Source organism: Laceyella tengchongensis, from assembly GCF_900182735.1.
GTDB classification, from domain to species: Bacteria; Bacillota; Bacilli; order Thermoactinomycetales; family Thermoactinomycetaceae; genus Laceyella; species Laceyella tengchongensis.
Window position 1 is genome coordinate 123,231 of sequence record NZ_FXTU01000002.1, and the last position, 23,660, is coordinate 146,890.

At 42.4% G+C, this 23,660-nt stretch carries 23 protein-coding genes, 1 pseudogene and 1 CRISPR repeat array; of the genes and pseudogenes, 1 reads left to right on the top strand and 23 read right to left on the bottom strand.

Going from position 1 to position 23,660, the window contains the following annotated elements; all coding sequences use genetic code 11:
• Position 1: 1 nt before the first annotated feature.
• The 17 genes and pseudogenes from cas1b to QQZ12_RS17055 form a co-directional block, all read right to left on the bottom strand.
• Positions 2-853: a type I-B CRISPR-associated endonuclease Cas1b gene (gene cas1b / locus QQZ12_RS04090; RefSeq protein WP_284724023.1), complete on the bottom strand. Its 852-nt coding sequence runs from the start codon at positions 851-853 to the stop codon at positions 2-4.
• Between the two features lie 127 nt (positions 854-980).
• Positions 981-1,493 (bottom strand): CRISPR-associated protein Cas4, encoded by a 513-nt coding sequence (gene cas4 / locus QQZ12_RS04095; RefSeq protein WP_102992774.1) that lies wholly within the window; start codon positions 1,491-1,493, stop codon positions 981-983.
• Between the two features lie 11 nt (positions 1,494-1,504).
• Complete coding sequence (cas3, locus tag QQZ12_RS04100) at positions 1,505-3,790, bottom strand: CRISPR-associated helicase Cas3' (protein ID WP_284724024.1); 2,286 nt, start codon at positions 3,788-3,790, stop codon at positions 1,505-1,507.
• A 29-nt stretch (positions 3,791-3,819) separates the two neighbouring features.
• Positions 3,820-4,473, bottom strand: a complete 654-nt coding sequence (cas5b, locus tag QQZ12_RS04105; protein WP_102992776.1) for a type I-B CRISPR-associated protein Cas5b — start codon at positions 4,471-4,473, stop codon at positions 3,820-3,822.
• A complete protein-coding gene (gene cas7i / locus QQZ12_RS04110) occupies positions 4,454-5,374 on the bottom strand; it encodes a type I-B CRISPR-associated protein Cas7/Cst2/DevR (protein ID WP_102992777.1) in 921 nt (306 codons plus the stop codon). The genes cas5b and cas7i overlap by 20 nt, the downstream gene beginning before the upstream one ends.
• Positions 5,367-7,103: a type I-B CRISPR-associated protein Cas8b1/Cst1 gene (gene cas8a1, locus QQZ12_RS04115; RefSeq protein WP_284724025.1), complete on the bottom strand. Its 1,737-nt coding sequence runs from the start codon at positions 7,101-7,103 to the stop codon at positions 5,367-5,369. The genes cas7i and cas8a1 overlap by 8 nt, the downstream gene beginning before the upstream one ends.
• A complete protein-coding gene (cas6, locus tag QQZ12_RS04120; RefSeq protein ID WP_102992779.1) occupies positions 7,100-7,834 on the bottom strand; it encodes a CRISPR-associated endoribonuclease Cas6 in 735 nt (244 codons plus the stop codon). Before cas6 ends, cas8a1 begins: the two co-directional genes overlap by 4 nt.
• Before the next feature lie 270 nt (positions 7,835-8,104).
• Positions 8,105-9,431: a CRISPR direct-repeat array (repeat unit 29 nt; unit sequence ATTTAAATTCCACATAGTTAATTGATAAC).
• 607 nt (positions 9,432-10,038) lie between these two features.
• A complete protein-coding gene (locus QQZ12_RS04125) occupies positions 10,039-10,224 on the bottom strand; it encodes an ATP-binding protein (RefSeq protein ID WP_284724026.1) in 186 nt (61 codons plus the stop codon).
• 3 nt (positions 10,225-10,227) lie between these two features.
• Positions 10,228-10,674, bottom strand: a complete 447-nt coding sequence (locus QQZ12_RS04130) for a hypothetical protein (protein WP_102992781.1) — start codon at positions 10,672-10,674, stop codon at positions 10,228-10,230.
• A gap of 10 nt (positions 10,675-10,684) precedes the next feature.
• Entirely contained in the window at positions 10,685-12,235 is a 1,551-nt protein-coding gene (locus tag QQZ12_RS04135) for a hypothetical protein (protein WP_102992782.1), read from the bottom strand.
• A 516-nt stretch (positions 12,236-12,751) separates the two neighbouring features.
• Positions 12,752-14,278, bottom strand: coding sequence for a YifB family Mg chelatase-like AAA ATPase (locus QQZ12_RS04140; RefSeq protein ID WP_284724027.1), 1,527 nt, complete (start codon positions 14,276-14,278; stop codon positions 12,752-12,754).
• A 485-nt stretch (positions 14,279-14,763) separates the two neighbouring features.
• The gene (locus QQZ12_RS04145; protein WP_102992785.1) at positions 14,764-15,672 is read right to left on the bottom strand and encodes a sporulation protein; all 909 of its coding nucleotides are present in this window, start codon (positions 15,670-15,672) and stop codon (positions 14,764-14,766) included.
• Positions 15,673-15,689: 17 nt separating this feature from the next.
• On the bottom strand, positions 15,690-16,394 hold the full coding sequence (locus QQZ12_RS04150; RefSeq protein ID WP_102992786.1) for a thermonuclease family protein: 705 nt from the start codon (positions 16,392-16,394) through the stop codon (positions 15,690-15,692).
• Positions 16,395-17,266: 872 nt separating this feature from the next.
• Positions 17,267-18,121 carry a tyrosine-type recombinase/integrase gene (locus QQZ12_RS04155; protein ID WP_102992787.1) on the bottom strand — a complete coding sequence of 285 codons (855 nt, stop codon included), beginning with the start codon at positions 18,119-18,121 and terminating at the stop codon, positions 17,267-17,269.
• A 153-nt stretch (positions 18,122-18,274) separates the two neighbouring features.
• On the bottom strand, positions 18,275-18,487 hold the full coding sequence (locus QQZ12_RS04160; protein WP_284724028.1) for a transporter associated domain-containing protein: 213 nt from the start codon (positions 18,485-18,487) through the stop codon (positions 18,275-18,277).
• 84 nt (positions 18,488-18,571) lie between these two features.
• Positions 18,572-18,769, bottom strand: coding sequence for a hypothetical protein (locus QQZ12_RS04165; protein WP_284724029.1), 198 nt, complete (start codon positions 18,767-18,769; stop codon positions 18,572-18,574).
• 15 nt (positions 18,770-18,784) lie between these two features.
• A pseudogene (locus QQZ12_RS17055) lies at positions 18,785-19,133 on the bottom strand (CNNM domain-containing protein); the annotation flags it as partial.
• A 263-nt stretch (positions 19,134-19,396) separates the two neighbouring features.
• On the opposite strand from QQZ12_RS17055, the gene QQZ12_RS04170 reads away from it, so the two are divergent.
• The gene (locus QQZ12_RS04170; RefSeq protein WP_106342703.1) at positions 19,397-19,606 is read left to right on the top strand and encodes a cold-shock protein; all 210 of its coding nucleotides are present in this window, start codon (positions 19,397-19,399) and stop codon (positions 19,604-19,606) included.
• A gap of 80 nt (positions 19,607-19,686) precedes the next feature.
• On the opposite strand, the gene QQZ12_RS04175 is transcribed toward QQZ12_RS04170, so the two are convergent.
• The 6 genes from QQZ12_RS04175 to trmD all read right to left on the bottom strand — a co-directional run bounded on the left by QQZ12_RS04175 (position 19,687) and on the right by trmD (position 23,659).
• On the bottom strand, positions 19,687-20,052 hold the full coding sequence (locus QQZ12_RS04175; protein ID WP_102992790.1) for a YraN family protein: 366 nt from the start codon (positions 20,050-20,052) through the stop codon (positions 19,687-19,689).
• Positions 20,052-20,867: a ribonuclease HII gene (rnhB, locus tag QQZ12_RS04180; RefSeq protein ID WP_284724030.1), complete on the bottom strand. Its 816-nt coding sequence runs from the start codon at positions 20,865-20,867 to the stop codon at positions 20,052-20,054. Before rnhB ends, QQZ12_RS04175 begins: the two co-directional genes overlap by 1 nt.
• Positions 20,842-21,744 carry a ribosome biogenesis GTPase YlqF gene (gene ylqF, locus QQZ12_RS04185; protein ID WP_102993860.1) on the bottom strand — a complete coding sequence of 301 codons (903 nt, stop codon included), beginning with the start codon at positions 21,742-21,744 and terminating at the stop codon, positions 20,842-20,844. The genes rnhB and ylqF overlap by 26 nt, the downstream gene beginning before the upstream one ends.
• A 91-nt stretch (positions 21,745-21,835) precedes the next feature.
• Positions 21,836-22,378, bottom strand: coding sequence for a signal peptidase I (lepB, locus tag QQZ12_RS04190; RefSeq protein WP_228503295.1), 543 nt, complete (start codon positions 22,376-22,378; stop codon positions 21,836-21,838).
• Positions 22,379-22,469: 91 nt separating this feature from the next.
• Complete coding sequence (rplS, locus tag QQZ12_RS04195; protein WP_022736358.1) at positions 22,470-22,817, bottom strand: 50S ribosomal protein L19; 348 nt, start codon at positions 22,815-22,817, stop codon at positions 22,470-22,472.
• A 95-nt stretch (positions 22,818-22,912) separates the two neighbouring features.
• A complete protein-coding gene (gene trmD / locus QQZ12_RS04200; protein ID WP_102993861.1) occupies positions 22,913-23,659 on the bottom strand; it encodes a tRNA (guanosine(37)-N1)-methyltransferase TrmD in 747 nt (248 codons plus the stop codon).
• Position 23,660: the final 1 nt, after the last annotated feature.

Below are 23,660 nucleotides of genomic sequence, written 5' to 3' on the forward strand. Positions count from 1 at the left end.
CTTACCACCACGCTTTCAGAGGCTTATATTCCTCATCGCCTATAAAATGCTTTATGAGTTTATAACCTTCATGTCGAATAAAAGATTTATACGATACATTCCGATTCAATTTCCTATGCTTAACAGTGGTCTTCATCTTTTTATCGTACTCAGATAAAAACAACTTCCGCCCATCCTCATTCAAAAAACATACACCTTCCACTTGATCAAAATGCGTATCTTTTAACATGCGATTATTGATCAAATAAAAAATCAATTGATCTATGATTAGTGGCTTAAATATCTCTGCCACGTCCAAGCACAAGGAATATCGCTTTCTGGTTGGTTGGTGTAAAAAACTAATCGTAGGATTTATTGTTGTTTTATACAGTTCTCTCAATACATCTGTATAAAGCAACCCATTACCAAAAGAAATCAATGCATTCATCGGATCAGTAGGGGGACGTTTTTCTCTTTTTTCAAATCGAAAAAAGGGGTTCTTGCATAAGTCATTAAATGCCGAATAATAGATTTTGCGAATTCTCCCCTCGATTCCCATCAATTCAGTAATCTGATGAACCCGAGCCAACATCCTCTTTTCTTCTAGGATTTTTTGTATCGCCAATGCGGTGTTTTCTTTTTTTCTTCTCAAATTACGCAAAATGTGATGAACTGCCCCATCTATAAATCTCCTAGCCAAATATATCCTTTTGTCATCGTCAAGATAATGCGCAGCCTGCTGGACATCGACATATCCAGAAACCTGTTTATTCCTAGGCACATAACTTCCTGAATAATAACCGTAATAATTATACATGTGAACAAAAATATCATGTTGACTCATTAAGTTGAAGAAGCTTGAATTAAAGTCCACTTCCGCGAAAATGTGGATATCATTGATTTGCTCAATGGGTAAGGTTTTTTCTTCTCTTCATAATCAATAAACACTATTGTATTGTCCTGTCTTTTGAAGCGCCCACTGTTTATCACATAAAAGGATCTCATTCGTCCAACTCTCCTACAAAACAAAAGTGGTAATATGCACATTTAGTACAGTAAGGGTATTTCTCAAGTTTAGGTGGAGATGGGTTCGAAAGAATACGTTGAATATCCTCAAGGCACAAAATGACCTCTTTTTCTATCTCTGGCGTTAACTCCACTTCTTCCACTCTGCGCTCTTTCACATAGTGAAGTTTTCCTTTCCGAATAATCCCCCTTTCTTTCAAATAAAACAAATAGTATAACAGTTGCATACGATCTGCTCGATTCATTTTCCGACTTGACTTCACTTCTCCGACATATTGACTATCTATTAAATCTAATTGAATCAAATCATCCAGCTTAAACTCTTTTCTCTTATATTGATAACTTTCGTCATGCAGCACTTTCCCTTGCAATACGCGATCGTATGTGTGTTCCATGGTAATCTGCTTAGAAAACAGCCATAACTTCCTCTTGCAGATATAGTAATAATTGACTTTCGTTCCTTGCACCTTCAATGAATCAAAATCCAATGAACCTCACCTCACAAAAAGGGATCATATTCATCATAGACAACCCCTTTTCCAGTCACCCTTGATGAATCAAAGTCATATTGGCAATCGTACATGTACAAATGCCTGATATTTGACGGAAGAGGAGATACCTTATTTTTAGCTAGATACCTAGGAATACTGATCACTTGTTGCTCAATTTCAAAATAAATTTGTCTCTTTTCTACTTTATATTTTTTCAAGCGATCCCAGTCTTTTTGTTTTCGAGCTTGATATTCTAATCTTTTTAATTCATCATATTTTTCAAATTGGGGCCACAACTCATCACACTTTTGCCTTGGAATCACCTGAACACGGTCAACCTCACGCATTATTTGATGTGCTTCATTTCTCCCAATTTCATTGGCAGGAGGGTGCTCCAATATTTTCAGAGCTTTTTCGAATTCTCTATAGTAAGCAGTCTGTTGCAATCTCTCAGTTTTGTACATTTCTGCGACTAGATTCACTTTCTCTTCTTCTGAAAGAAATTGCCCATGATACGGTAGAAGGAATTCTTTGCTTAACTGAAACAGTTCAGGGTGATATACTGCATTTGCTCCAATACCTGATACGTTCTGCGTATATACATATACATTTGCCTCCAAACCCGAATAGGAACGACTACGATAACATCTCCCCATACGTTGAAACAAACTGTCTAGCACAGAAAGTTCCGTATAAAGAACATCAAAATCAACGTCAATCGATGCCTCTACTACTTGAGTGGTGATCCATATCCCTGACTCCTGATTCCTCATACAATCATTGGGTGCAAAAGTAAGGATTTTTTTCTCTAAAGCAGCACGATCTCCTAATGTAAACTGGGAATGGAGTAGATGAGAAGATACACCCTGATCCTTCAAAGCTTCATACATCTTGATACTTTGTTTGACTGTATTGCAGATAACGAGCACTTTCTTTCGCTTTCCTTTATCCACAATGTCCTCTACTGCATCCAATAGGCTGTTTTCTTCCACACTGATTCGATGCCGAATTAAGTCATTTGTAAATGTTTCATAAAGGTAATCCCCTCCAAGCGAAAGTCCCATTTCATTCATTTTTTCTAAGAAAAATGTAGGCATAGTTGCCGTCATGATCAAAAATTTGCCACCCAGTTGATGAATCCGTTGAATTCCTTTTAATAGCACAGCCGCAATTCTTGGGGAGTAAGCCTGAATTTCATCAATAACAAGTTTGGAATAAGATAAAGTGGCTAACCATTTTTCATGACCTTTAAAGTAGAATGGAAATGTTAGTATTTGATCGATCGTCGAAAACGTTAATTTACGGGATAATAGACGACTTTGTTGATAAGATTGCTCTAGGTCGTGAAGTGACTGTTCATTCTCTTCGCTGTCTTCCTGATTTTTGAATAAAAAATCCAATGCATTTGAATGAAGAAGCCCTGCAATAGGTCGTTGATTTGCATCCACGTATGCTATCTTTTTGACATCCTTGGTTCGCTCATACAAGGCATTTAAACTTACACGGAGGGGCAAGGTGAAAAAACCTTTCCCTTTCCCAAGCCATAACAGCGCAGCTTCCGTTTTCCCCATCCCCGTTTGCCCAATCAGAACCAAATTTCGATCCTGATTTTCTTGTGTGAAAACCTGTAAAGGACGTAAACCTTCTTTTTCCTTTAAATAACTATTCACATATTCACTAACATCATAAGAAGAATGAAGTTCAATAGGTTCATGAGCGCTTGCCGCATGATCCAACCGTAAAAGTAATCCTTTTATTAACACATAATCTAGATAATTTGCATCTCGATAATCAATCTGTTTGTTTACTTTTGCTAATTGCAGTGTACTTAATCGTTCAGGTAAGGGCATATCAAGGCAGGATTGAATATCCTTCATATTTGGATGTAAATCCTGATTAATCACCTCCAGAATAGCATCCTTTAGTTGCCGAATATCTTTATTCCGTTCATGATGATAAGCAATTGCTTGAAGTAAAACCCGCTCCTCTTCTACAGACAAGCCAACTTCTTTGCGCAATTTTTTTATAGGTACAAACAAGGGCGACAAAAAGTTATGGGGGATATCATGATCCACTGAACAGGGTAGCAAAGAAAGACCTAGCTGCTTTCTGATCATATTTTGAAACCGTGAATATACTTTACCAGCATCATGATATTGGACAGCAATTTTCAACAAAAGCCGCTGCCGGTCTGTTAACAGATCAGGATACTTTTCCCGTAACACATCATAGTTAGTCAATAGGGCTTGTGTATGTTCCATAATCGTTTCCACTGGTTGTGACTTCGCATACATGTCAATCCCCTGCCTTTAAAAACACCCCATTACAATGGGGTGTGAAAATAAACAACATTCCCTTCTTCATCACGCCAATATTGCTCTTCTTCCAAATGATCTCCTTCTGTTAAATAGAGAACAGGTACTTTCTCCCACACACGTATCCCATTTATCACTTGGTATTTGGAATTCAAGTTATAGCGAATTCCACTAGTGTCCTCATTTTGCAAATAATATACAGGCACATAGATATCATGCAACAAGGTGTGGTGTTGATCTGCATCTTCTCGCTCTATACCAACCCATTTGACTTCATCTAATCGTACAAGATCTTCTTTTCGTCCTAAGCTTAGAAACTCTTGATTTTGCTTAAACTGGCCATCAATCTGATCTAATAAACCCTCATCAGCATGGATATGAAGAAGCAAATGAACGCCATAAAGCAAATGAATATTCAGTGGAGATTTGCCTAATTCTTTTCCTTTGTAAAGGTAACTACTGCGATAATCTATGCATTTATCCTCATATGTTCCTTGAATACTCACTTTCATCTCGTGATAGGCATCTGCTTTTAGTAATCGATGAAGCATCCCGATAACTGTCGAGTAGGGTGGGAGAGGATAGGTTTCTCCCACCTTATACGCAAACGGTTTAGTGTAACTTGCCGTCTCTTGATATAACTTAATTAGTAGTGCCTTCATATTCATCCACCAGATAATAAGATTTGACTTTATCAATTAAATAGTCAAACATTCCTTGAACGGAATGCACTTGTTTAGATGGTAGCATGCCAGAAAGATCCTCTTCGTTGTTAAAAACACCTGAAGCCATGCCGATATGGGTATGATGCTTGATTTCATGAACGAAAAACTTCTTCTCTAAGCCGTCTTGAAGGAGAGATGTGTCTAACTCAAAGCCAGTATGTTCAGGACGAAGCTGAATGCGCCCTAAGAAAAACGGGTTACAAACAGCATATATGCCACCGATAATAAACAACGGAGACAGATTTTCCTGGCGACCACGAATACGACGATTTAATAAATTCAAAATAGTTAACAGTTGAGTGACTCGCTTGCTTTTTTCATCTGGTGATAGAGAGACTGGCCCATCTTCTCCGATCTTCGACAAATCAATAGTCACGGTATAGGTATACAGACTATGGTGTTGTTCGATGTTCGCTAAGTTATTGCTTTCGCCAATTCGTTGCGCCATGCCCATGTTATTTAAAAAGTCCATATCGCTTTTATATGGCTCTAACGAAATGGCTGGTGTAACCCGAACCACGGCTTCCCTGGTGAGAGCACTTTTCCCCTTCACAGTCTTCATATACCCAAAAAGATCCATCTCTTCCGAATCTTCAATTGTCGCGTCTTTTTTAAATTGAATAGTTCCTTCATCATTGCTTACCGTCTGCAAGTTCCAGTTGAACAATTCATGGCCTAAGCGAACAATGTCATAACGCAAACTTTGACGGGAAGCAAACGTGTACATTTGACCATTTCCTCGGCTAAACTTTTTAAGCTCTGAAATGTTTCCCATTCCTTCTCCATAGTTCAATGAATTGGCTTGAAAGATCATAGTTAATGTCAAACCCTTATTCATTTGCTTTTTCCTCCTCTAATTTTTCTCTTGAATCCGATTTCGCTTGCAAGCCGGAAAGGAAAGAATAACCCACTTCTACGAAGTCCAAGTCTTTTTGATGCAATACATTTAAAAAAAGCGTGGGAATCTCGCGTCTTGAGGACATATACATACGCATTAATATATCCATAAATAGTTGCCGGTTTCCGGCTTTACACGCATTCAGCAAACGATAAGAGATACCTTGTAGTTGATTCTCCTTGCTTTCATCCCGAAAACGCTTTGCAACATTCATCCCTTCCATATATAGAAATTTTAGTTTCTTGTCTGGCAAGGTTCCTTCACTCCTTAAATGACAATGTAGTCGTCTTCTAGACAAAAGAGCTTCTAAACAATCTTTGGCTGGTTTCTCCTGCTGTATCTGATTACGTAGGTGATTGGCGATCAGATGAATGGGATCATTTCGCTTTAATATTTCATCAATGAAAAGATATTTAAAACCCTTGTCCTTTATCTTTCTAATCTCCAGTGCCTCATCTTTAAAAAAGCGTGCCAGCTTTTTGGGAACATGAAAATAATGCAACTTGCTATTTTTCCCCTCATTGGATAACTCGACAAAGAATATATTTTGTAAAGAGAAAGTAGCAACTTCCTGTGTTGATAAGAGTAAGTCATAGACCAGTTCTGAATATGGGTTGTCTGAATCCCTTTTATATTCAAATTGAGCATTTGCATGTTCCAAGTTCTGAATAGAGTCATCCAAATTCACAAAGGCATAAGTAGATACATACTCCTGATCAGTTAGCCTACTATTACTAATCTTTTTTTGGTAATAGGTAAATGCGATGCTTGAGCAAAACAGCAATAAACGAGTCATATAGGAAATCAGTGGAGTTCCTTTAGAGTCCCAGCTAATATTCTCGTTTTTCAGACTTAATCCCAATGGAGAAAACATCATCTCTTCAAAGCGAATGGACCCCATCCATTCAGATTGCACAGAGCAAGGGATCACTCTTCCAATACTTTGAACCTGAAAAATAGCTACTTTTGTCAAGTCTTTCTGTATCTTGGATAGCGATTTGTCTTTCTTTTTTTCTTTTAACTGAGAAAGCAATTGAACACTTGGCACTAGTTGCAACCAGTCTAGAAATTGACACTCTTCAATGACTGGTTGAACATAATCAGCATGGAATTTTTGAATAAAGTCTTGCTTTGTCCCTTTGAAACTTGGATTTAAAAAGCTCGGTTGACCGAAGAGTCCCCCCAACACTGATCGTATATAGTTAATCGTCAAGAAGTCATGCACATCCGGATGGGATAAGATGTCTAGGTATTGACTCACATACAGGCTCAGCTGACCATGATCAGGTTCTTTCTTTAGTTTCTTGATACCATCTAACAATTGATCCACATGCTCAAGTATCCCCTCAGCAAATGGTGCTTTTTTCAGTTTCCCTTTTGTTAACTTGATCGTATGTGAAATTCGTTCTACATTAGAGGAGAAATAAGTAGAGTTACGGGCATATTCAAGGTGTTTTTCGAGACGAATCCGGTCTTGCTCACGTTTGCTATATTTTTGAATTAGTACCTCAAAAAAATGAGGGGCAAATGTTTCAAATAAAGATGGGTCCAATTTTATAGAATGACGGCCAACCTGATATTGGGAAGGTTCTGCATAATGATCTAATACTTTTTTAAATCCAAGAATGCCCGCATTGACAAACCACTCATCCAAATAAATATGTTTCATCGGTCAATCACCTCTAGCATGCCCCAACCCGAACTCCGGCGAAAACCAACCCCTAATTGATACAAATCTCTTAAATCTTCAGGATGCCCCTCTAAGAGAAAAGTTCCTTTATACCCTTCTATCAGTAGGTAAGGCTTTTGTGTTTGCTCTTGAAACTTTGTGATCGGTTCTTTAATAATGTTTTTTTTCATCTCAATCGGCACAAAGCGAAGGGAAGATTGCAATCCAACTCCACGATAATTCGTCAAGGTGAGATCAGATATGTAAAGGAATTCATTCGCATATGACTGATCGTAGGGAGAGAGAGCTTGTCCATTTTTATCTTTTATATATATGGGGGACATGGTTTTGCATAGCAAATAGGTACGGGTCACATCCGGTTCTTTCAGCATGTACACACTCTGCTTCGTAAGGCAGAACTGGCGATATTCAAACCGATTGAGTTTCAGTAGTCCGTTGTAAAAATAAATCATCCATTCTTGATCAGGTGAACTAATAAATAAATCAACCTGGCCGTTCACCTTAAATTGATCTTCAATTAGCTCGTAATCCTTAAGTCGGACTGAAAAGGTGAAGTTCTTAGTTCGCTTGTTCGCCTTGTCTTGGTAAAAATAAAGTTGCTTGAAATAATTTTCGTTGGATGTTTCCAAACTTTTTTTAATCAAACTTACAAACATCGTTCGATAAGAACGGGGAAGTTCCTCGCAAGTAAATGAACATTTTATTCTCATAATTACCTCCTCTCTGAACAATTTATATATTAACTTATTTTATCTTGCATAACAACTTTGCAGTGAACCTCTTTTAACGGGATATTCATCAATACCTTGATATGACTAGACTTTTTTTGCATTTTCATCTGCTGATTTTTCTAACTTGAGGTTTACTGCATTTTCGGTGGGTCATTAGTTTATATTTAAGCTACTTTCGTGTCCAACACAAAAACAGCGGTGAAACACCACCGCTGTAAGTTTTCCCTTTGGTTGCCGCTTGGATCGTGTATTTATATTCCACATAGTTAATTTATAACCTATGTATCGCGTCACCGTGAACGGCGCGTTTGTGGATTTATATTCCACATAGTTAATTGATAACGGGTTGAAAGAGGGGCGGATTCGCCTGGCTGAGTTATTTATATTCCACATAGTTAATTGATAACGAGTGACAAAAAGAAATGCAATCCATTGAACGCAATAAATTTATATTCCACATAGTTAATTGATAACTTCGCTTTAACGAGTCGCTTCCCATTCCGGTCAAGATTTATATTCCACATAGTTAATTGATAACCATGCTTCAGCGAATTGAATCGCGGTTAGATGTGTATTTATATTCCACATAGTTAATTGATAACTTTCTGCTTCCGTTTCAGCAATATCATTTCGATGTTATTTATATTCCACATAGTTAATTGATAACCCAGTACGCTGGTTTGCTCCATTTTTTCGTTGTCGCATTTATATTCCACATAGTTAATTGATAACCTCTCTAGGCGCCGGAACACTTCTTCAGCGAACTCATTTATATTCCACATAGTTAATTGATAACAAAGCTCATAGCTTGCATCTTTCAACCCTTGGATAATTTATATTCCACATAGTTAATTGATAACCCTGGCAAACAGACAAGACGCAAGTTGCCCAAACTGATTTAAATTCCACATAGTTAATTGATAACGAGCCCCCAGGCTCAAACAGCCGTGATCGGAATAACATTTAAATTCCACATAGTTAATTGATAACTATCTCCTCTGGTTACTATCGGATTAGGGTTCGGAAATTTAAATTCCACATAGTTAATTGATAACAACTCCAACCCGCAGCTCCCGCAACGCCCGAACCATATTTAAATTCCACATAGTTAATTGATAACCTTCCAGCCAGTCGATGACAGGCTGAATGTGTTCAACATTTAAATTCACATAGTTAATTGATAACGATTTCACGTGGCTAGCAAGTTAAGGGACAAAATCGTATTTAAATTCCACATAGTTAATTGATAACGCAGGTGTTAAACTTGATCTGATGTGGCATTAAATATTTAAATTCCACATAGTTAATTGATAACCAGAATCCCATCAGGTATATGACGTTTCCATCAACTTGATTTAAATTCCACATAGTTAATTGATAACCTGGATGACAACGAGTTTGTACGCGACGAAATCCTATTTAAATTCCACATAGTTAATTGATAACTCACGAACCAGTTTTTCGCCAATAGCGCCGTTCCATTATTTAAATTCCACATAGTTAATTGATAACGAATCTCTATCCCATATCCTAAGTTTTCGGTGAGCATTTAAATTCCACATAGTTAATTGATAACCCTATAAAATCACATGAGAAAAACCTAGTTATTTCAAGGCTTTCAACAAATTGAATAAGACTTCAATCCCCCTCCAATTGCATTAAACTTTCAGTATTAATCTGCTTCCTGCGCATAGGATAGTGTTCCGAGTAAGGTGTTTTAAGGCCTTTACTACATTTTATTATAAAAAAACCTTACTGCACCATTTTAAAATGAAAAGGACAACAATATTAAACCCCATAAATAGGGTAATCATTTGCCAAACAAAACTAAAGTAAAAAGATCATATTTGCCGGAAGATCATTAAAAGGAAAGAAACGTAAATCATCGCATTTTTGGAACTTCCCCATTACAGCAATGGGTTCTACCTTTAATTACGGTGATACGTCTGCATTAGAAAGGATGTAAGCCAATGTGCAATGTCGGTTTTGTCCTTGAAGATGTGGTCCAACTCTGTTTGCATCGCCAATTGTCGTGATTCTTTGTCTAAGGCTCAGAGTTCGCGGATATCGGCCGTGCTCATGGTTCTGCTCATGGTTCTGTGGGTGCTGTGTTCTTTCCCTTGGAAACGGCGAGCTTGTCGCTCGCGAGCGCGGTTGACCCGTTCGCGGATGGCAGACGAGGATTACCCTGTTTCTGCGCCACTCAATGTCTTGAAATCCACTTTGGGGACTTCGATGTGGATGTCAATGCGGTCCAGCAACGGGCCGGAGATTTTAGAGCGGTAGCGGCTCACTTTATGCGGTGTGCATGTGCAGGATTGGTCTTTGTCATACCCGATGTAACCGCACAGGCAGATGTGGCTTCTCATTTACTATAAAAGACCGCTTTCTTCCATTCGCCGCTTTTTATTCATAAACAACTTGTACATATAGTCACCTCGTCTTCGATCAGTGCTAGCAACAAGTTCCGAAAATGGAGATACTGCATTAACCCCCTCCATTTTCACAATAGGCATACTATAATAAACATATTGTGGGTCATCTAATTCAACATCCCATTTACCCTTTAATTGCTTTACATACACATCACCAACATATCGTAACATCCCGTCAATAACCTCTGCCTTTTCACCTTCAACAAAGGACTGTGGTGAGGGATGTTTATCTAAAATCCATTGCTCCAATCGTATAAGCGATTCTGGCGAATAGTCTAAATCTAAGTTGCTAAACTTATCGATAAAATCCTCAAGTACGTCCGATGCAAAGAATAGCCATTCTTGAAATTGATCTTCTGAAGAAAAAAATTGATTTCTGCTCATCACTGTGCACCTACTTTTTCTTTTCATTTTCAATTATCACGTTGATACCACTTTTCTCAAGTTCTTCAATAAGGGGTTTACTTGCGGTAGCATTTTCAAATACCCAAGTAATATCCCATCCTTCTTCCTCGACTAAAAATCGATCTTTGGCAACTTCCTCTCTAATCCTTTCATTGAGTGAAACATAATACTCTTTACCTTCCTTGGTACTCGTTTTATGTTCAATCGCCTTTCTTAGATCTTGATTTGCTATATCCAGTAACCGACGACCATAAGGAGTATTTTCCGAAACCTGAGTAGACGCTGGCCAATCTAATTTTTTCATATAGTTTTCGACTACCTGATGCGACTTACTCGGTTTCCCCATATTAGCATCATATAGCTTACTCCAACGATCGTAACTCATCTCTCCATTTCTCTCTTGATACTCCTTCCACCTTTGAGCCTTGTGTTCTGGGCTTCCAGGAACCAGATCATCTCTCTTAACTTTTTTATTGCCACCGGCACCATTTCCTACTTCAGCAGCAAACTTCTGCAACCATGATCCAAAAGCAGTATCCTCTATTGTTTTTGGTGCAGATGCAGTGCCGTCACCAAATACCGTCACAGCCGATAATGGAATATTAATGATCTTGGAAACAATGGACTGACCATGGTGGGCAAGAACGACACCACCAAATCCAAAAGTAAGTCCGACAAGCGCCGCAATTCCGGCTTTCTTGATACTTGGCCACTTCCCTTTAAGCCAATCAAAGACCATACTGTCGGCAAAGGCAGCGACCCCGCCAGAGATTCCGGTATTCATTAATCTTTGTGCAAACGGCGAAAAAGCTCTTCCCATCCATCCTGCGATCCGTCCCCCGGCCAGCCATATGCCACGGAAAACGGCCCACCCTGCAATTCCACTTAGACCTCCGGCAAACATGCTTCCAGATGCCGCCCCTCCGATCAAGCCAGCCAACCCAATTTCAGGTTGAAATAGAGACAAGAGAATAAATCCCGCTGTTACCGCAGAATCGATAGGATGTTCTGTTATGTATTTTGCTAAATTTCCAAGTGGATCAAATCCACTAGCCTGCTCCATCAACTCATTAGCCATTATAAGTGGATGAAGCCAAGTCAGAAGGTCCTTTAACTTTTGATGGGGGCTTTTCTCTTCATCCGTAAACCATGCGAGCGATTTATCCTTTACCGTCTCCCAGGCTTCATTTAAGCCATCGTCCACTTTCTTCTCAAGGAACTGGTAACCAGATATAAGTTCTTCCATCCACTCGGGCCTGCCAAACAAATCATCTTTTCGTTCCTCAAGTGATTGTTCCCCCAATTCCGTATTTTCGGCACGATCCTCATCTAAGGATACAACCATGTTCTGTCCAGTGATCACTTGTATGATTTTTTGTTGTAGCAATCCCTGTACCTCTGCACTAGCTGCCACTTGGTCAAGTAAAAGCGCTAAGGCGATACCACAAGATATGACCACGATGTACTCTATCGTCGATGACCCTTTACGACTTCTCAAAGACTTAGCAAGACTATTCAGAAACCCAATCAATCTACTCAACTAAGCTTTCACCCTCCGGTTTGGGTTTTCTTCTTACAAGAACATATTAAGTCAACCGGAAATTAGAGGGAAGAGCTTAATAAAATAACAATATCACATCTATATTTGGTCTACTTTATATCAACTTTGTATTTAATCTCATGAAACAATGGATTCATAAACGCAATTTCCCTTGGCGTATAAATTGCAAGATAAACTCGTCTCATAACTCAGCGAACCTTGAATCTTATCGGTAAACAACTGAGTATAGATAAACTGCTTTTGCATCAATTCTTCATGTGCTCCCATTACAGCAATGGGTTCTACCTTTAATTCCGCTGATACAGTCTTCATTAGAAAGGATGAAAGCCAATGTGCGATGTCGTTTTTGTCCTTGAAGATGTGATCCAAACTCTGTTTCTTTATGATTCTATTATAAAATCCAGTGCTCCCATGCCGCTCCTTGTGAAAAGGGGAGGCATTTAGGCCCCTTGCCCCCACCCATTTATCTCTCTATATACCAACTGATTTTCCCCCTCACTCCCAAAACTTCCGATCCAGCGCCCGGTAACGGATCGCCTCGGCGATGTGGGCAGCGCTGATCTGCTCCGCTCCGGCGAGGTCGGCGATGGTGCGCGCCACTTTCAAAATGCGATCGTGGGCACGGGCGCTTAAGCCCAGGGTGTCGAAAGCTTGCTTCATCAATTGGCGTGATTCTTTGTCCAAGACGCAGTGTTCGCGGATGTCGGCCGTGCTCATGGTGCTGTTAGTGCTGTGTTCTTTCCCTTGGAAACGGCGGGCTTGTCGCTCGCGAGCGCGGTTGACCCGGTCGCGGATGGCAGTCGAGGATTCCCCTGTTTCTGCGCCGCTCAATGTCTTGAAATCCACTTTGGGAACTTCGATGTGAATGTCAATGCGGTCCAGCAACGGGCCGGAGATTTTAGAACGGTAGCGGCTCACTTGATGCGGAGTACATGTACAGGAGCGGTCTTCTTCGTACCCGAAGTAACCGCACGGGCAAGGGTTCATGCTCGCTACCAGCATCAGCTCAGCAGGAAATGTCAGGACAGCGCGGGCCCGGCCAAGGGTAACTTCGCGGTCTTCCAAGGGCTGGCGAAGCACTTCCAGCACGGTTTTAGAGAACTCTGGCAGTTCATCGAGGAACAGCACGCCGCGATGAGCCAAACTCACTTCCCCCGGCTTTGGCACAGTTCCCCCGCCCACCAAGCCAGCAGTGGAGATGGTGTGATGAGGTGAACGAAAAGGGCGTTCGGTGATCAGCCGTCCCCGCTCTTTGATTAATCCTGCAATGCTGCAGATCTTGGTCACTTCCAACGACTCTTGCAAACTCATCTTGGGCAGAATGGTGGGAATCCTTCTGGCCAACATTGTTTTGCCCGAGCCAGGCGGACCGATTAACAACAAGTTGTGTTGGCCCGCGGCCGCCACTTCCATGGCCCGTTTCACATGGCTCTGCCCTTGTACATCGGCGAAGTCGACCGAAAAGACGGATTCCTCGCACATTTGCTCAGTTGGGCCACCAGTGGGTCGCCACTCCCCTCGGAAATAAGCAACTGCTTGTGCCAATGAAACAACCGGAACCAGCCGCAAGCCGTCCACCAACGCTCCTTCCGCCGCATTGGCCGCTGGAAGAACCACTTCCTCTATTCCCGCTTCCCGGGCCGCCATCACCATGGCCAACACACCACTTAAAGGGCGCAAGCTTCCGTCCAAAGCCAGTTCGCCGATAAAGAGGGTGCGCTGAAGCGAATCAGCAGTCAACTGGCCGCTAGCGATCAACACCCCCAAGGCGATGGCCAAATCAAAACCGGACCCTTCTTTTTTCACATCAGCCGGTGCCAAGTTCGTGGTGATTCGCTGCAACGGAAAGTGGGCTTCACTGTTTTTGATGGCCGCGCGGACGCGGTCTTTGGCTTCTCGCACCGCCGAATCGGGCAAGCCGACAATATCAAACGACGGCAAGCCGTTACTGATATCTACTTCTACTTCAACCAATCGTCCGTCAATGCCTAAGACGCTAGCGCTGTAAAGTTTGGTGTACACTCGTATTCCCCCGGAAATAAATGTCATCTCCCATATTTTTCTAGATTAATCGACAAATTTCCTGTCTGTGCCTCTGTCAAGCAAGTATCCCCACAATAAATAGGATGATCATTAGCCAAACAAAACTAAAGTAAACAAAGTTATGAGATCGCAGATACTGAGCAATCATTTTTGAATGGCTCCAGTTATACAATCCAACACCCATTGACTCAAATAAAAAGTATTGCCTATAAAGGTAAATAGAACAGGATAAGGTAGCAAAACTGGGTAGGGTGTATTTATATGTAGGCTTACTTTTTCTAAAGATCATGATGAGTCATACAATAAAAAAGTAAGGATAAAACACCATAACCTTCCAAATCTAATCCTCCTGTCTCAATTCGCCCTATATCTGGTAATTATACCTAAAAAGCACCCGTTCAAAATCGAACGATCATCAAAAAAGCGATGAATAACCCATTAAGGGCTATTCATCGCATGTTAAATCAATCATCGTCTTCAAAAAAATCTTCCAATCCTCCATCGTCATCATCATTGTCGTCATTATCTAACATTTCGTTAACTACCATTGCTCCTATGACTCCAGCAGCAAATCCCCCAACGGCCCCAGCCATACCCGAAGAATGGTATCCATGACCATGATGGGAGTGCCCGTAATGAGACTCATGGTGATAACCGGTATGCGCATAATCAACCATTTCCTCTAGAATTCCTTTTAATTCACTGACCAACTCCGCTTCAGAATCCAATAGGTGATTGGGGATGAATACCTCTCGTTTCAGCTCTTTTTCATGCCCAAAAGAATACAGATCCAATTCTAGCAACAACCGAACACCATCGTGTTGCATCGCCACAACAAATTCCAATTCTTCAGCTTTGCCTTGTAAGAAGTCAGTGGGGAAAAGTGCAAATTCCTGCACATGACCATTAAACTTGCGGGAATCATGTTTCTCCCTGAATCCCAACTGGCTTAATGCATCCAATACTTGCTGTAAAGAGTGGGGACAAAGGATTTCTATGTAATCCCGGTCCTTTTGATCGACACCGCCCGCAATGTCCAATTTCGTGTTGAAAAAGTAGGTCACATAATTGCCTGAAATCAAGAGATCATAAGGCAATTGATATTGAAAGGGGAATTCTTTGTATTCCCCTGGATGAATGATAAAAGATTCATAAAATGGAATCGATGTAACCGCATGAACATATTCCGTTTCATCATGGCGGATGACAACCATCAGTCGCACATCGATCTTGTTTATTTTTTGTTCGACCGTTCCGCCTTGGATCACCAATTTCCCTTCAGCCACATCCCCAAGTTGAAATTGATTCCTGTTCAGTACCAAATCCACCTTTGCAGCCCCTTTGCCAAATCGGGCCATCAAATCTTTAAACAATTGGTTCACCTTCCTAATTATTTATAGGAACTCCAACACTCTTTCACTCCACTGCGGTGCCGGTTTGTTTTCATGGCTTCTTGCTCCGAATAAAAGTACATGAGGTTTTCCGGTTTAATGTCTTTCACAACATGACAGCCGATAGGATGGTATACATCGCTATTCTTGCTCGCAACAAAAATATTCCTCTCATTTTTTAGCGCTTCGACATGGAAACCATCTTTTTTTGTGTAACTATCCCATTGCCAAATTCCAACTTTTTTGCGTTTCGCCTCTTGTTCCGCTTTTCTTAGCTCTTCCAGATATTTGGCGTCGGGTTGTTCCACATAAGCAATGCGAGCAAATCCTTCCTTCACCAGCTCTTCCTGCAATAACTTCCCATCCACATGCAGATAGGCAAGAAATCGGCCATATTTATCCCTCTTCGTCTCTTCTTTTTCCAGCTCAATTTTTTTCGCTTCATTGATCAATTTCTGAGTAAAGGCTTTTGCTTCATCTCCAAGCGGTTGCTTTCCGACATCCGGGTGATTGATTTCTGGTGTATCCACCAACAATAACTGGACTGTTTCCTCTTTTTTCTTCATTTTGACTTTAATCGTGTCTCCATCCACCACTGACACCGATTGTTTTGGTACCTCAGTTCTTTCCCCATTACCACAACCCGCGACAATCAACAGCCCCATCAACAGGAACCATACACCTAGTTTTCTCAAACTGGCCACTACTTCTCTCTCCTTTTCATGATATCAAGGCACATTCGTTTCCAATTGAATCTTTTCAAAATTAAACTTATCACGTTGAAATTCAAAAATCAAATTCGGTAAAGAAAATTAGGTTCCAAAATCCGAGCCTAAGTTACTTTTGCTATTCATATTTCTTAAAATCGACTTTTTTTCTTTACCGAACATCGCTTGTTTTTTTTAACCGAATTCAATAGAATGGGATATATAAAACTAAAATCAGGGGAAATCACATATTGACAGAGGAAGAAAACTTAACCCACATCATACTTAATGACCTCTGCCACCAAGCTTTACTTTGATCGGCACAGGCATAGACGCCATTGTTGTACGTCACCGACTTGAACCAGAGAAGGTGTACAAAATTTTTTCCAATGACCCCCACCACTTGCTGGAAAAAGAGTATAGTGCCTATAAAAAGTAGACACCCTTCCCCTATTTCGCCACTTGTTTTGGTAGAGACTCCAATTTTCTCATCCTTTCACACGAATCGGGATACACCTTATACGAATGTTTAGAGCTTGGAATTATTCTGCAAGGAATACACATTAAGTTAATTGATCTTGCAAGCTTTTTGGACCCCGGGCAGGACTAACGGTGGAATGATCTTGTTAAAGGATATAAGGTTTTTATCCATTTCTCCCAGAGGAAAAAAAACAAGGTTATATCATTGATAGAGTGAAGCAACTTTACTTTAACAGTGGATCAATTTCAAATGTCTTTAAATATGTTCAAAAACTCCTTCAGTATCTAAAGATCAAGTAGGATAAACACTATATAAATGGCATAACAAAAATCCCCCATAAAAGAGCCAAAGCAATGGCTTTTTTATGGGGGATTCAAAGAGTGTTTGTCTACCCGTTTAAATATCTCTTTGTTGTTTCAATGCTGGCATAACCCGCTAACTTGGATACCTCTTTTAAATCCATGTTGGCTTCAATCAGCCTGCGGCAAAATGTATGCCGCAAAGTTTGTGCTGAATATTGATCCAACCCGATATCTTGAAAAAACTTTTTAATTAAATAATGAATGCCTTGTCTCGTCATTCTTTCATTGAGTTGGGAAAGGACAACCGGCCCGTCTTGCTTCTTTTTTACATAGGGAATCCATTCGATCAGTGACTGAGTGAGCAACTCGTTCATCGGTACCGTTCGCGTCATTTTGTGCTCATTTTTAATCATGATTAATCCATCTTTCCAAAAAACTTGATCCCAATCCAACAGGACAGTTTCTGAAACCGTAAAGCCAGCCTTCATCATTAAATACACAATACAAAGATTACGATGCCGTTTCCAATCGTTTTTTTCAGATTTTACTCGTTCAAGCAATTTTTTTTCTTCTTCCATTGTTAACCACGAATGTGAAGGGTGATTGGACTGTATTTTGGGTGCGCTGATCTCTGACAAAGGATTATGGCCAACAATGTTATTCTCGGTCAAAAAATTCCAATAAGACTTTAATGAGGCCATTCGTTTGTGAACAGTGGAAGGGGACAGTTTCTCCAAATGCAGCATTTCATTCTGCCATTCGATGATATGTGTGGACATCACTTGGTCCGGCCGGAAATCGATTTTATATTTATGGCTGAACCAAGTGTAGAATATGAAGACAGCCGTTAAATATTCGTCAATCGTCCGCTGTTTTCTGCCCGCCTCTGCCAACCATTTAGTAAATTCATCAATGAAGTCTGCAAATACACTAAAATCCATGAATATCACCCCCTCGATTGTATTCTTTATTATACGAATTGAACAAATGAAGGACAACTCATTGATTGTTTTGCATTAGCAAGTTTTCGAAACTAATCGGTATTGATTGCACAAAATTAAATAAGGAGCCTTTGTCGGCTCCTGTCACATGAGTCATGATTCGTTGGCTTCGGTTATTGGCACCAGAATGCTATTCTTTTTAACTAAAATGCGCGAAATTCGTAATTCATCCATCTCTTGCACGGTATACACCCACTCACCAAAGGAAACTTGGTCACTAATTTGCGGTACTTCTTCCAATTGGTAAAAAGCCATCCAACCTGAATCAATGGATGTTCCTTCATCGGTTTCTTGAAAGGCTGGCATCTCATCATCAAACTCATCCTATATTTCCCCGAAAATTTCTTCAACAATATCTTTCGTTGTTACCAAACCTGAGGTACCACCAATTCATCCACCACAACCGCCATTTCTAGTTTCCCTTTTGGGATATCCTTCACTTCCATTGATTTGGATAATTCCCTTGATATCATCCTTTATCTCGCCCACATATCGGAAAGCAAGTATGTTTTTTTTGATAATCTCAAAATTTTCCTCAAATGATTGGCCTTCATACAAACAGACCATCTTTACACGTGGTACCATCACTTCTCTCGCCACTCATTCGGTAAAGTCAAACACATTATCAAATAGCGCCAATTCAACTTGATTTATTATACCGCTTTTATGGCTCTGAGCAATGAGCATACGGATTTCTTCCTCTGCATGAGCTTGGTGCGAATCGTTGTTGCTGTCCATAAAGTCGTTGCCTCTGCTTTGCGAATGGCAAGTGATTTGGGAGCATTTCCCCCAACACAATATGCAAAAAGGTAATAATGGAGAAAGCTATAGTAAATGCAACTGTATCGATCGCCCATGATGGCAATTTCAAACAGGCGAGTGCCGGCTCAATCATTTTGGCTATAGCGGTCTCTCCAACCCACCCAAGTCCAAGCGACGCCAAAGTAATACCCTACTGCGTTACGAGCAAATTTTCCTTTACGCCCCTCAATCTGGGCCATCCTGGTCGATCTAACTTTTTACTATCGCAAATTCAGCGGCAAATGAGGGGTTGCTCTTTTTTAGACGAGCTGTTATGATATACAAATACGAGATTAATCTGGATTAAATTCACATGTTATCAGGGGATACTTTTAACGTGTATCTCGTGCTAACATGTGAATTTTTTTTGGATAGAAATCGAGTAAATCTTTTTTTAAAATGTGGGGGTTCACAATGAGCAAAACGACTGGCACAGTTAAATGGTTCAACGCGGAAAAAGGGTATGGCTTCATCGAGGTTCCAGGGAGTGACGATGTATTCGTGCATTTCTCTGCCATTCAAGGTGAAGGGTTCAAAAGCCTTGACGAAGGTCAACGGGTAAGCTTTGACATCGTTGAAAACGACCGACGTGGTGTACAAGCGGCCAATGTTGAAAAATTATAAGTGATGAGCTTCATAACAAAAGCTGTTGGCATCTGCCAACAGCTTTTTTAATCTTTTATACCTAAAAGAAAGGCTAGACCTCAAAAAGCACCCTCAATATGGTCGATGCGCACCGGTGTCAAATCGCGGGACAATAAGACCGACATCACATCAATCCGTTGCGGGCAACCCAGCCGGTGATGCATTTGCGCATATTGTGTTGCTAATCTTCGGACTTTTTGTTGCTTACGATAGTCGACTGACTCCATGCCTGCGCCGAAGTGGTTGCCGGTCGTCGTCCGCACTTCTACGATGACCAGCAATTCACCTTGGCTGGCGACAATATCGATTTCACCCAGCTTGCTTCGCCAATTGCGATCCAAAATGCGATAGCCTTTCTTCATCAACAGACGGGCGGCTGCTTCTTCGCCTATGCGCCCAACCGTTTGGCGCCGGTCCCTGTTCATTAACGGATACTCCCTTCGGCAAATAGCGTCCCTTGAACCCCACTGTTTTCAATGACTTCCCTCACCGGAGCAAAACTGCGGCGATGCAAGGGCGTGGGACCAAATCGGCGCAAGGCCTCAAGGTGCTCGGGGGTACCGTAACCCATATGTTGCTCAAATCCGTATGCGGGATACATCTGCGCTGCCCGCTTCATCCACTCATCCCGGGTGGTTTTGGCGATGATGGAAGCGGCGGCGATAGAATGGCTCAAGCTGTCACCTTTGACAATTCCTTGCTGCGGTATGTCCACGCCAGGAATCTTTACCGCATCCGCCAAGATAGCTTGGGGTGAGGGTGTCAATTGGGACAAGGCGATCCGCATCGCATGATATGTGGCTTGTAAGATGTTGTGCTTGTCGATGTGCGCCGCATCCACAATCCCCACCCCTACTGCCAACGCTTCCTGTTCAATGCGCTGTTTCAAGACTGTGCGCATCTCTTCCGACAGTTGCTTGGAATCGTTTAACCCCGTCGCGTCAAAGGTGGGCGGCAAAATGACCGCGGCGGCGACAACTGGACCAGCCAACGGGCCGCGCCCTGCTTCATCGACCCCTGCCACAAGAGTTAGCCCATTCGACCAACACTCCCGCTCATACTGCCACATCTTGGCCACGCGTTCCCGCTCTTTCTGCTTGCGTGCCTGTTCCCTTTGATAACTCTCCGCCAATTTGCGGACACCAACCCTGTCATCGGTCAACAGCTCTTGCAACTCTTCCGGCGACAAAGTATCCACTGCCTGCAACCAAGCTTTAATCTCGGGAATGGTCCGTTTCATCCGCATTCCCCTCTTCCTTTAACCAATCCTCCGGTTTTTCCAGTGTGATGCGCCCGATTCTGCCCGCACGAAAATCGGTCAGAATGATCTCCGCTGCTTTTTCATAATCGACTTCCCCACCGCGGATGAGGCACCCGCGCTTTTTACCGATCTCCTCCATCAGCTCCACCCGGTCGAGTGACGCCACGTCATTCAACTTATACCGTTCCATCAAGGCGGTGGGATAGCGCTCGGCGAGAAACGTCAACGCATAGAGGGCCACTTCATCGATAGGCAGGATTTCCCCTTTGATCGCGCCACTGACAGCCAACCGCATCCCCACGGTGGGATCATCAAATTTGGGCCACAAAATGCCCGGGGTGTCCAAGATTTCCATCGTTTGGCCCACCCGAATCCACTGCTGCGCTTTGGTCACGCCAGGCCGATCGCCGGTGACGGTAGCGTTTCGTTTGGCTAAGCGGTTGATGATAGTCGATTTACCTACATTGGGAATTCCTACTACCATCACGCGAAACTTCCGCGATTTGATGCCTTTTTTCTCACGGGCGGCGAACAAGGGAGCCAACACCCGTTCACACTGCGGCACAATTTGATTAACTCCCTTGCCTGATTGGGCGTCAATCGGCAAAACGTGAATACCTTGCTCGCTAAAATATGCTTTCCACTCTTTGGTGACCTGCTCGTCCGCCAAATCGCTTTTGGTCAACAAAATCAACCGCGGCTTGTCCTTCACGATGTCATTCATCATCGGATTGCGACTAGACAGCGGCAACCGAGCGTCAAGCAGCTCAATGACGATATCGACCAGATGTAGTTTTTCCGTCACTTGGCGCCGGGCTTTGGCCATATGCCCGGGGAACCATTGAATCGTGTTCATCATTGTGCGAATCCTTTCCTGACCCTTATTTTCTCACTGTTCATGATATGTAAAAGAGCTTGATCAACTCAAGCCCTTTGGTTGTCAGCTATTATAGTAATTTCCACATCTGGAACGGCCAATAAACCATTTCCACACGGCCGACGATTTCGGACATGCCAATGGGTCCGATGACACGGCTGTCTGTGCTATCCAGCCGATTGTCTCCCAACACAAACACTTTGCCCGACGGCACTCGCACGAGGTCAAAATCGCGTGTGCGCATATCGGTCGCAAGATAGGGCTCTTCCATAATCTTGCCGTTGATCAGGATTTTATTATTTTTGGCCTCCACTGTTTCTCCCGGCAACGCGATAACCCGTTTCACATATTCCTTGTGTTGCGGCGCGTGAAATACGATTACTTCGCCCCGTTCCGGTTCTTCGAAACGGTAGACCAACTTGTTCACCAATATCAAATTCCCTGTTTCCAATGTTGTTTTCATAGAAGGTCCAACGACATTAAAAGGTTCAAACACAAAGATACGGATCACGATCGCCAACGAGACAGCCAGCAAAACCGCAACCATCCATTCTCTCGCCCTGATTCTTTTTTGTCTCCGCAATCGCTCCGAGCGAGACATCGGCAGTGTCATGATCTTGTTCCCCCATTTGCCTGCCTTACTTGGAAAAGGAAATAAATGCGAGAAAAGGGCTTGAATATCCAAGCCCTTTTCTATAAAACGCTTAGCGGTGCAGTTCTTTAATGCGAGCCGCTTTACCGCGCAAGTTGCGCAGGTAGTACAGTTTCGCACGACGTACTTTACCGCGGCGGGTCACTTCGATTTTCTCAATGCGTGGGGAGTGCAATGGGAAGGTACGCTCAACACCCACACCGTAAGAGATTTTGCGAACAGTGAACGTTTCGGAAACGCCACCACCACGACGTTGGATTACAACGCCTTCGAAGATCTGGATACGCTCGCGTTGACCCTCTTTTACTTTCACGTGCACGCGCAGGGTGTCACCTGCACGGAATTGAGGGATATCTTGACGAAGTTGTCCTTCGGTGATTTCACGAATGATTGGACGCATGTCAGCCAACCTCCTTTCCATAACGAAAATCCAAACATTGGCTCCGTTTGCCTATGAACGGAGAATATTGTATCATACGACCTGATTGAAAACAATTACTCGCCTTGGCGCGCATCCTTGGCCAACTCCTGTAGGAACCGGCGGTCTTCATCGGTGAGCGGAGCGCTCTCAAGCAGGTCGGGCCGCCGCTCCCATGTGCGCCGGAGCGACTCTTGACGCCGCCATTGTTCGATCCGCGCGTGATGCCCCGAAAGCAGGACATCCGGCACTTTGAATCCACGGTACTCCGCCGGCCGCGTATATTGCGGATACTCAAGGAGCCCGGTGGAAAAGGAATCCGTCACCGCGGAAGATTCATTGCCCAGCACACCCGGCACCAGCCGGCTTACGCTATCCATGATGACCATGGCGGGCAATTCGCCTCCTGTAAGGACATAGTCTCCGATGGAGATCTCCTCTGTGACCAAGTGTTGGCGAATCCGTTCATCATATCCTTCATAATGGCCGCAAAGGAAGATGAGATGGGAATGTTGGGCGAGCTCTTCAGCCTTCTTCTGCGTGAATGGCACGCCTTGCGGAGACATCAGCAGGATGGGTGGACGTTCGTCAGTGCCGGACAACAGCTCATCGACCGCCGAAAAAATCGGTTCGGGTTTGAGCACCATGCCACCGCCACCGCCATAGGGCATATCATCCACCATACGGTGTTTGTCCGTGGCGTAATCGCGAAAATTGATGAGGTGTGTTTCAACTAGCCCTTTTTCATGAGCTTTTTTGATAATACTGGAATGCAAAAATCCCGAAAACATCTCCGGAAAAAGGGTTAACACATCAAATCGTATC

What these genes read in the sequence shown, in the direction of transcription:
- cas3 (WP_284724024.1), bottom strand. Translation starts at nt 3,790, where the DNA reads ATGTATGCGAAGTCACAACCAGTGGAAACGATTATGGAACATACACAA.
- cas5b (WP_102992776.1), bottom strand. Translation starts at nt 4,473, where the DNA reads ATGAAGGCACTACTAATTAAGTTATATCAAGAGACGGCAAGTTACACT.
- cas7i (WP_102992777.1), bottom strand. Translation starts at nt 5,374, where the DNA reads ATGAATAAGGGTTTGACATTAACTATGATCTTTCAAGCCAATTCATTG.
- cas8a1 (WP_284724025.1), bottom strand. Translation starts at nt 7,103, where the DNA reads ATGAAACATATTTATTTGGATGAGTGGTTTGTCAATGCGGGCATTCTT.
- cas6 (WP_102992779.1), bottom strand. Translation starts at nt 7,834, where the DNA reads ATGAGAATAAAATGTTCATTTACTTGCGAGGAACTTCCCCGTTCTTAT.
- QQZ12_RS04125 (WP_284724026.1), bottom strand. Translation starts at nt 10,224, where the DNA reads ATGAGAAGCCACATCTGCCTGTGCGGTTACATCGGGTATGACAAAGAC.
- QQZ12_RS04130 (WP_102992781.1), bottom strand. Translation starts at nt 10,674, where the DNA reads ATGAGCAGAAATCAATTTTTTTCTTCAGAAGATCAATTTCAAGAATGG.
- QQZ12_RS04155 (WP_102992787.1), bottom strand. Translation starts at nt 18,121, where the DNA reads ATGGATTTTAGTGTATTTGCAGACTTCATTGATGAATTTACTAAATGG.
- QQZ12_RS04160 (WP_284724028.1), bottom strand. Translation starts at nt 18,487, where the DNA reads ATGCCAGCCTTTCAAGAAACCGATGAAGGAACATCCATTGATTCAGGT.
- QQZ12_RS04170 (WP_106342703.1), top strand. Translation starts at nt 19,397, where the DNA reads ATGAGCAAAACGACTGGCACAGTTAAATGGTTCAACGCGGAAAAAGGG.
- QQZ12_RS04175 (WP_102992790.1), bottom strand. Translation starts at nt 20,052, where the DNA reads ATGAACAGGGACCGGCGCCAAACGGTTGGGCGCATAGGCGAAGAAGCA.
- rnhB (WP_284724030.1), bottom strand. Translation starts at nt 20,867, where the DNA reads ATGAAACGGACCATTCCCGAGATTAAAGCTTGGTTGCAGGCAGTGGAT.
- ylqF (WP_102993860.1), bottom strand. Translation starts at nt 21,744, where the DNA reads ATGAACACGATTCAATGGTTCCCCGGGCATATGGCCAAAGCCCGGCGC.
- lepB (WP_228503295.1), bottom strand. Translation starts at nt 22,378, where the DNA reads ATGACACTGCCGATGTCTCGCTCGGAGCGATTGCGGAGACAAAAAAGA.
- rplS (WP_022736358.1), bottom strand. Translation starts at nt 22,817, where the DNA reads ATGCGTCCAATCATTCGTGAAATCACCGAAGGACAACTTCGTCAAGAT.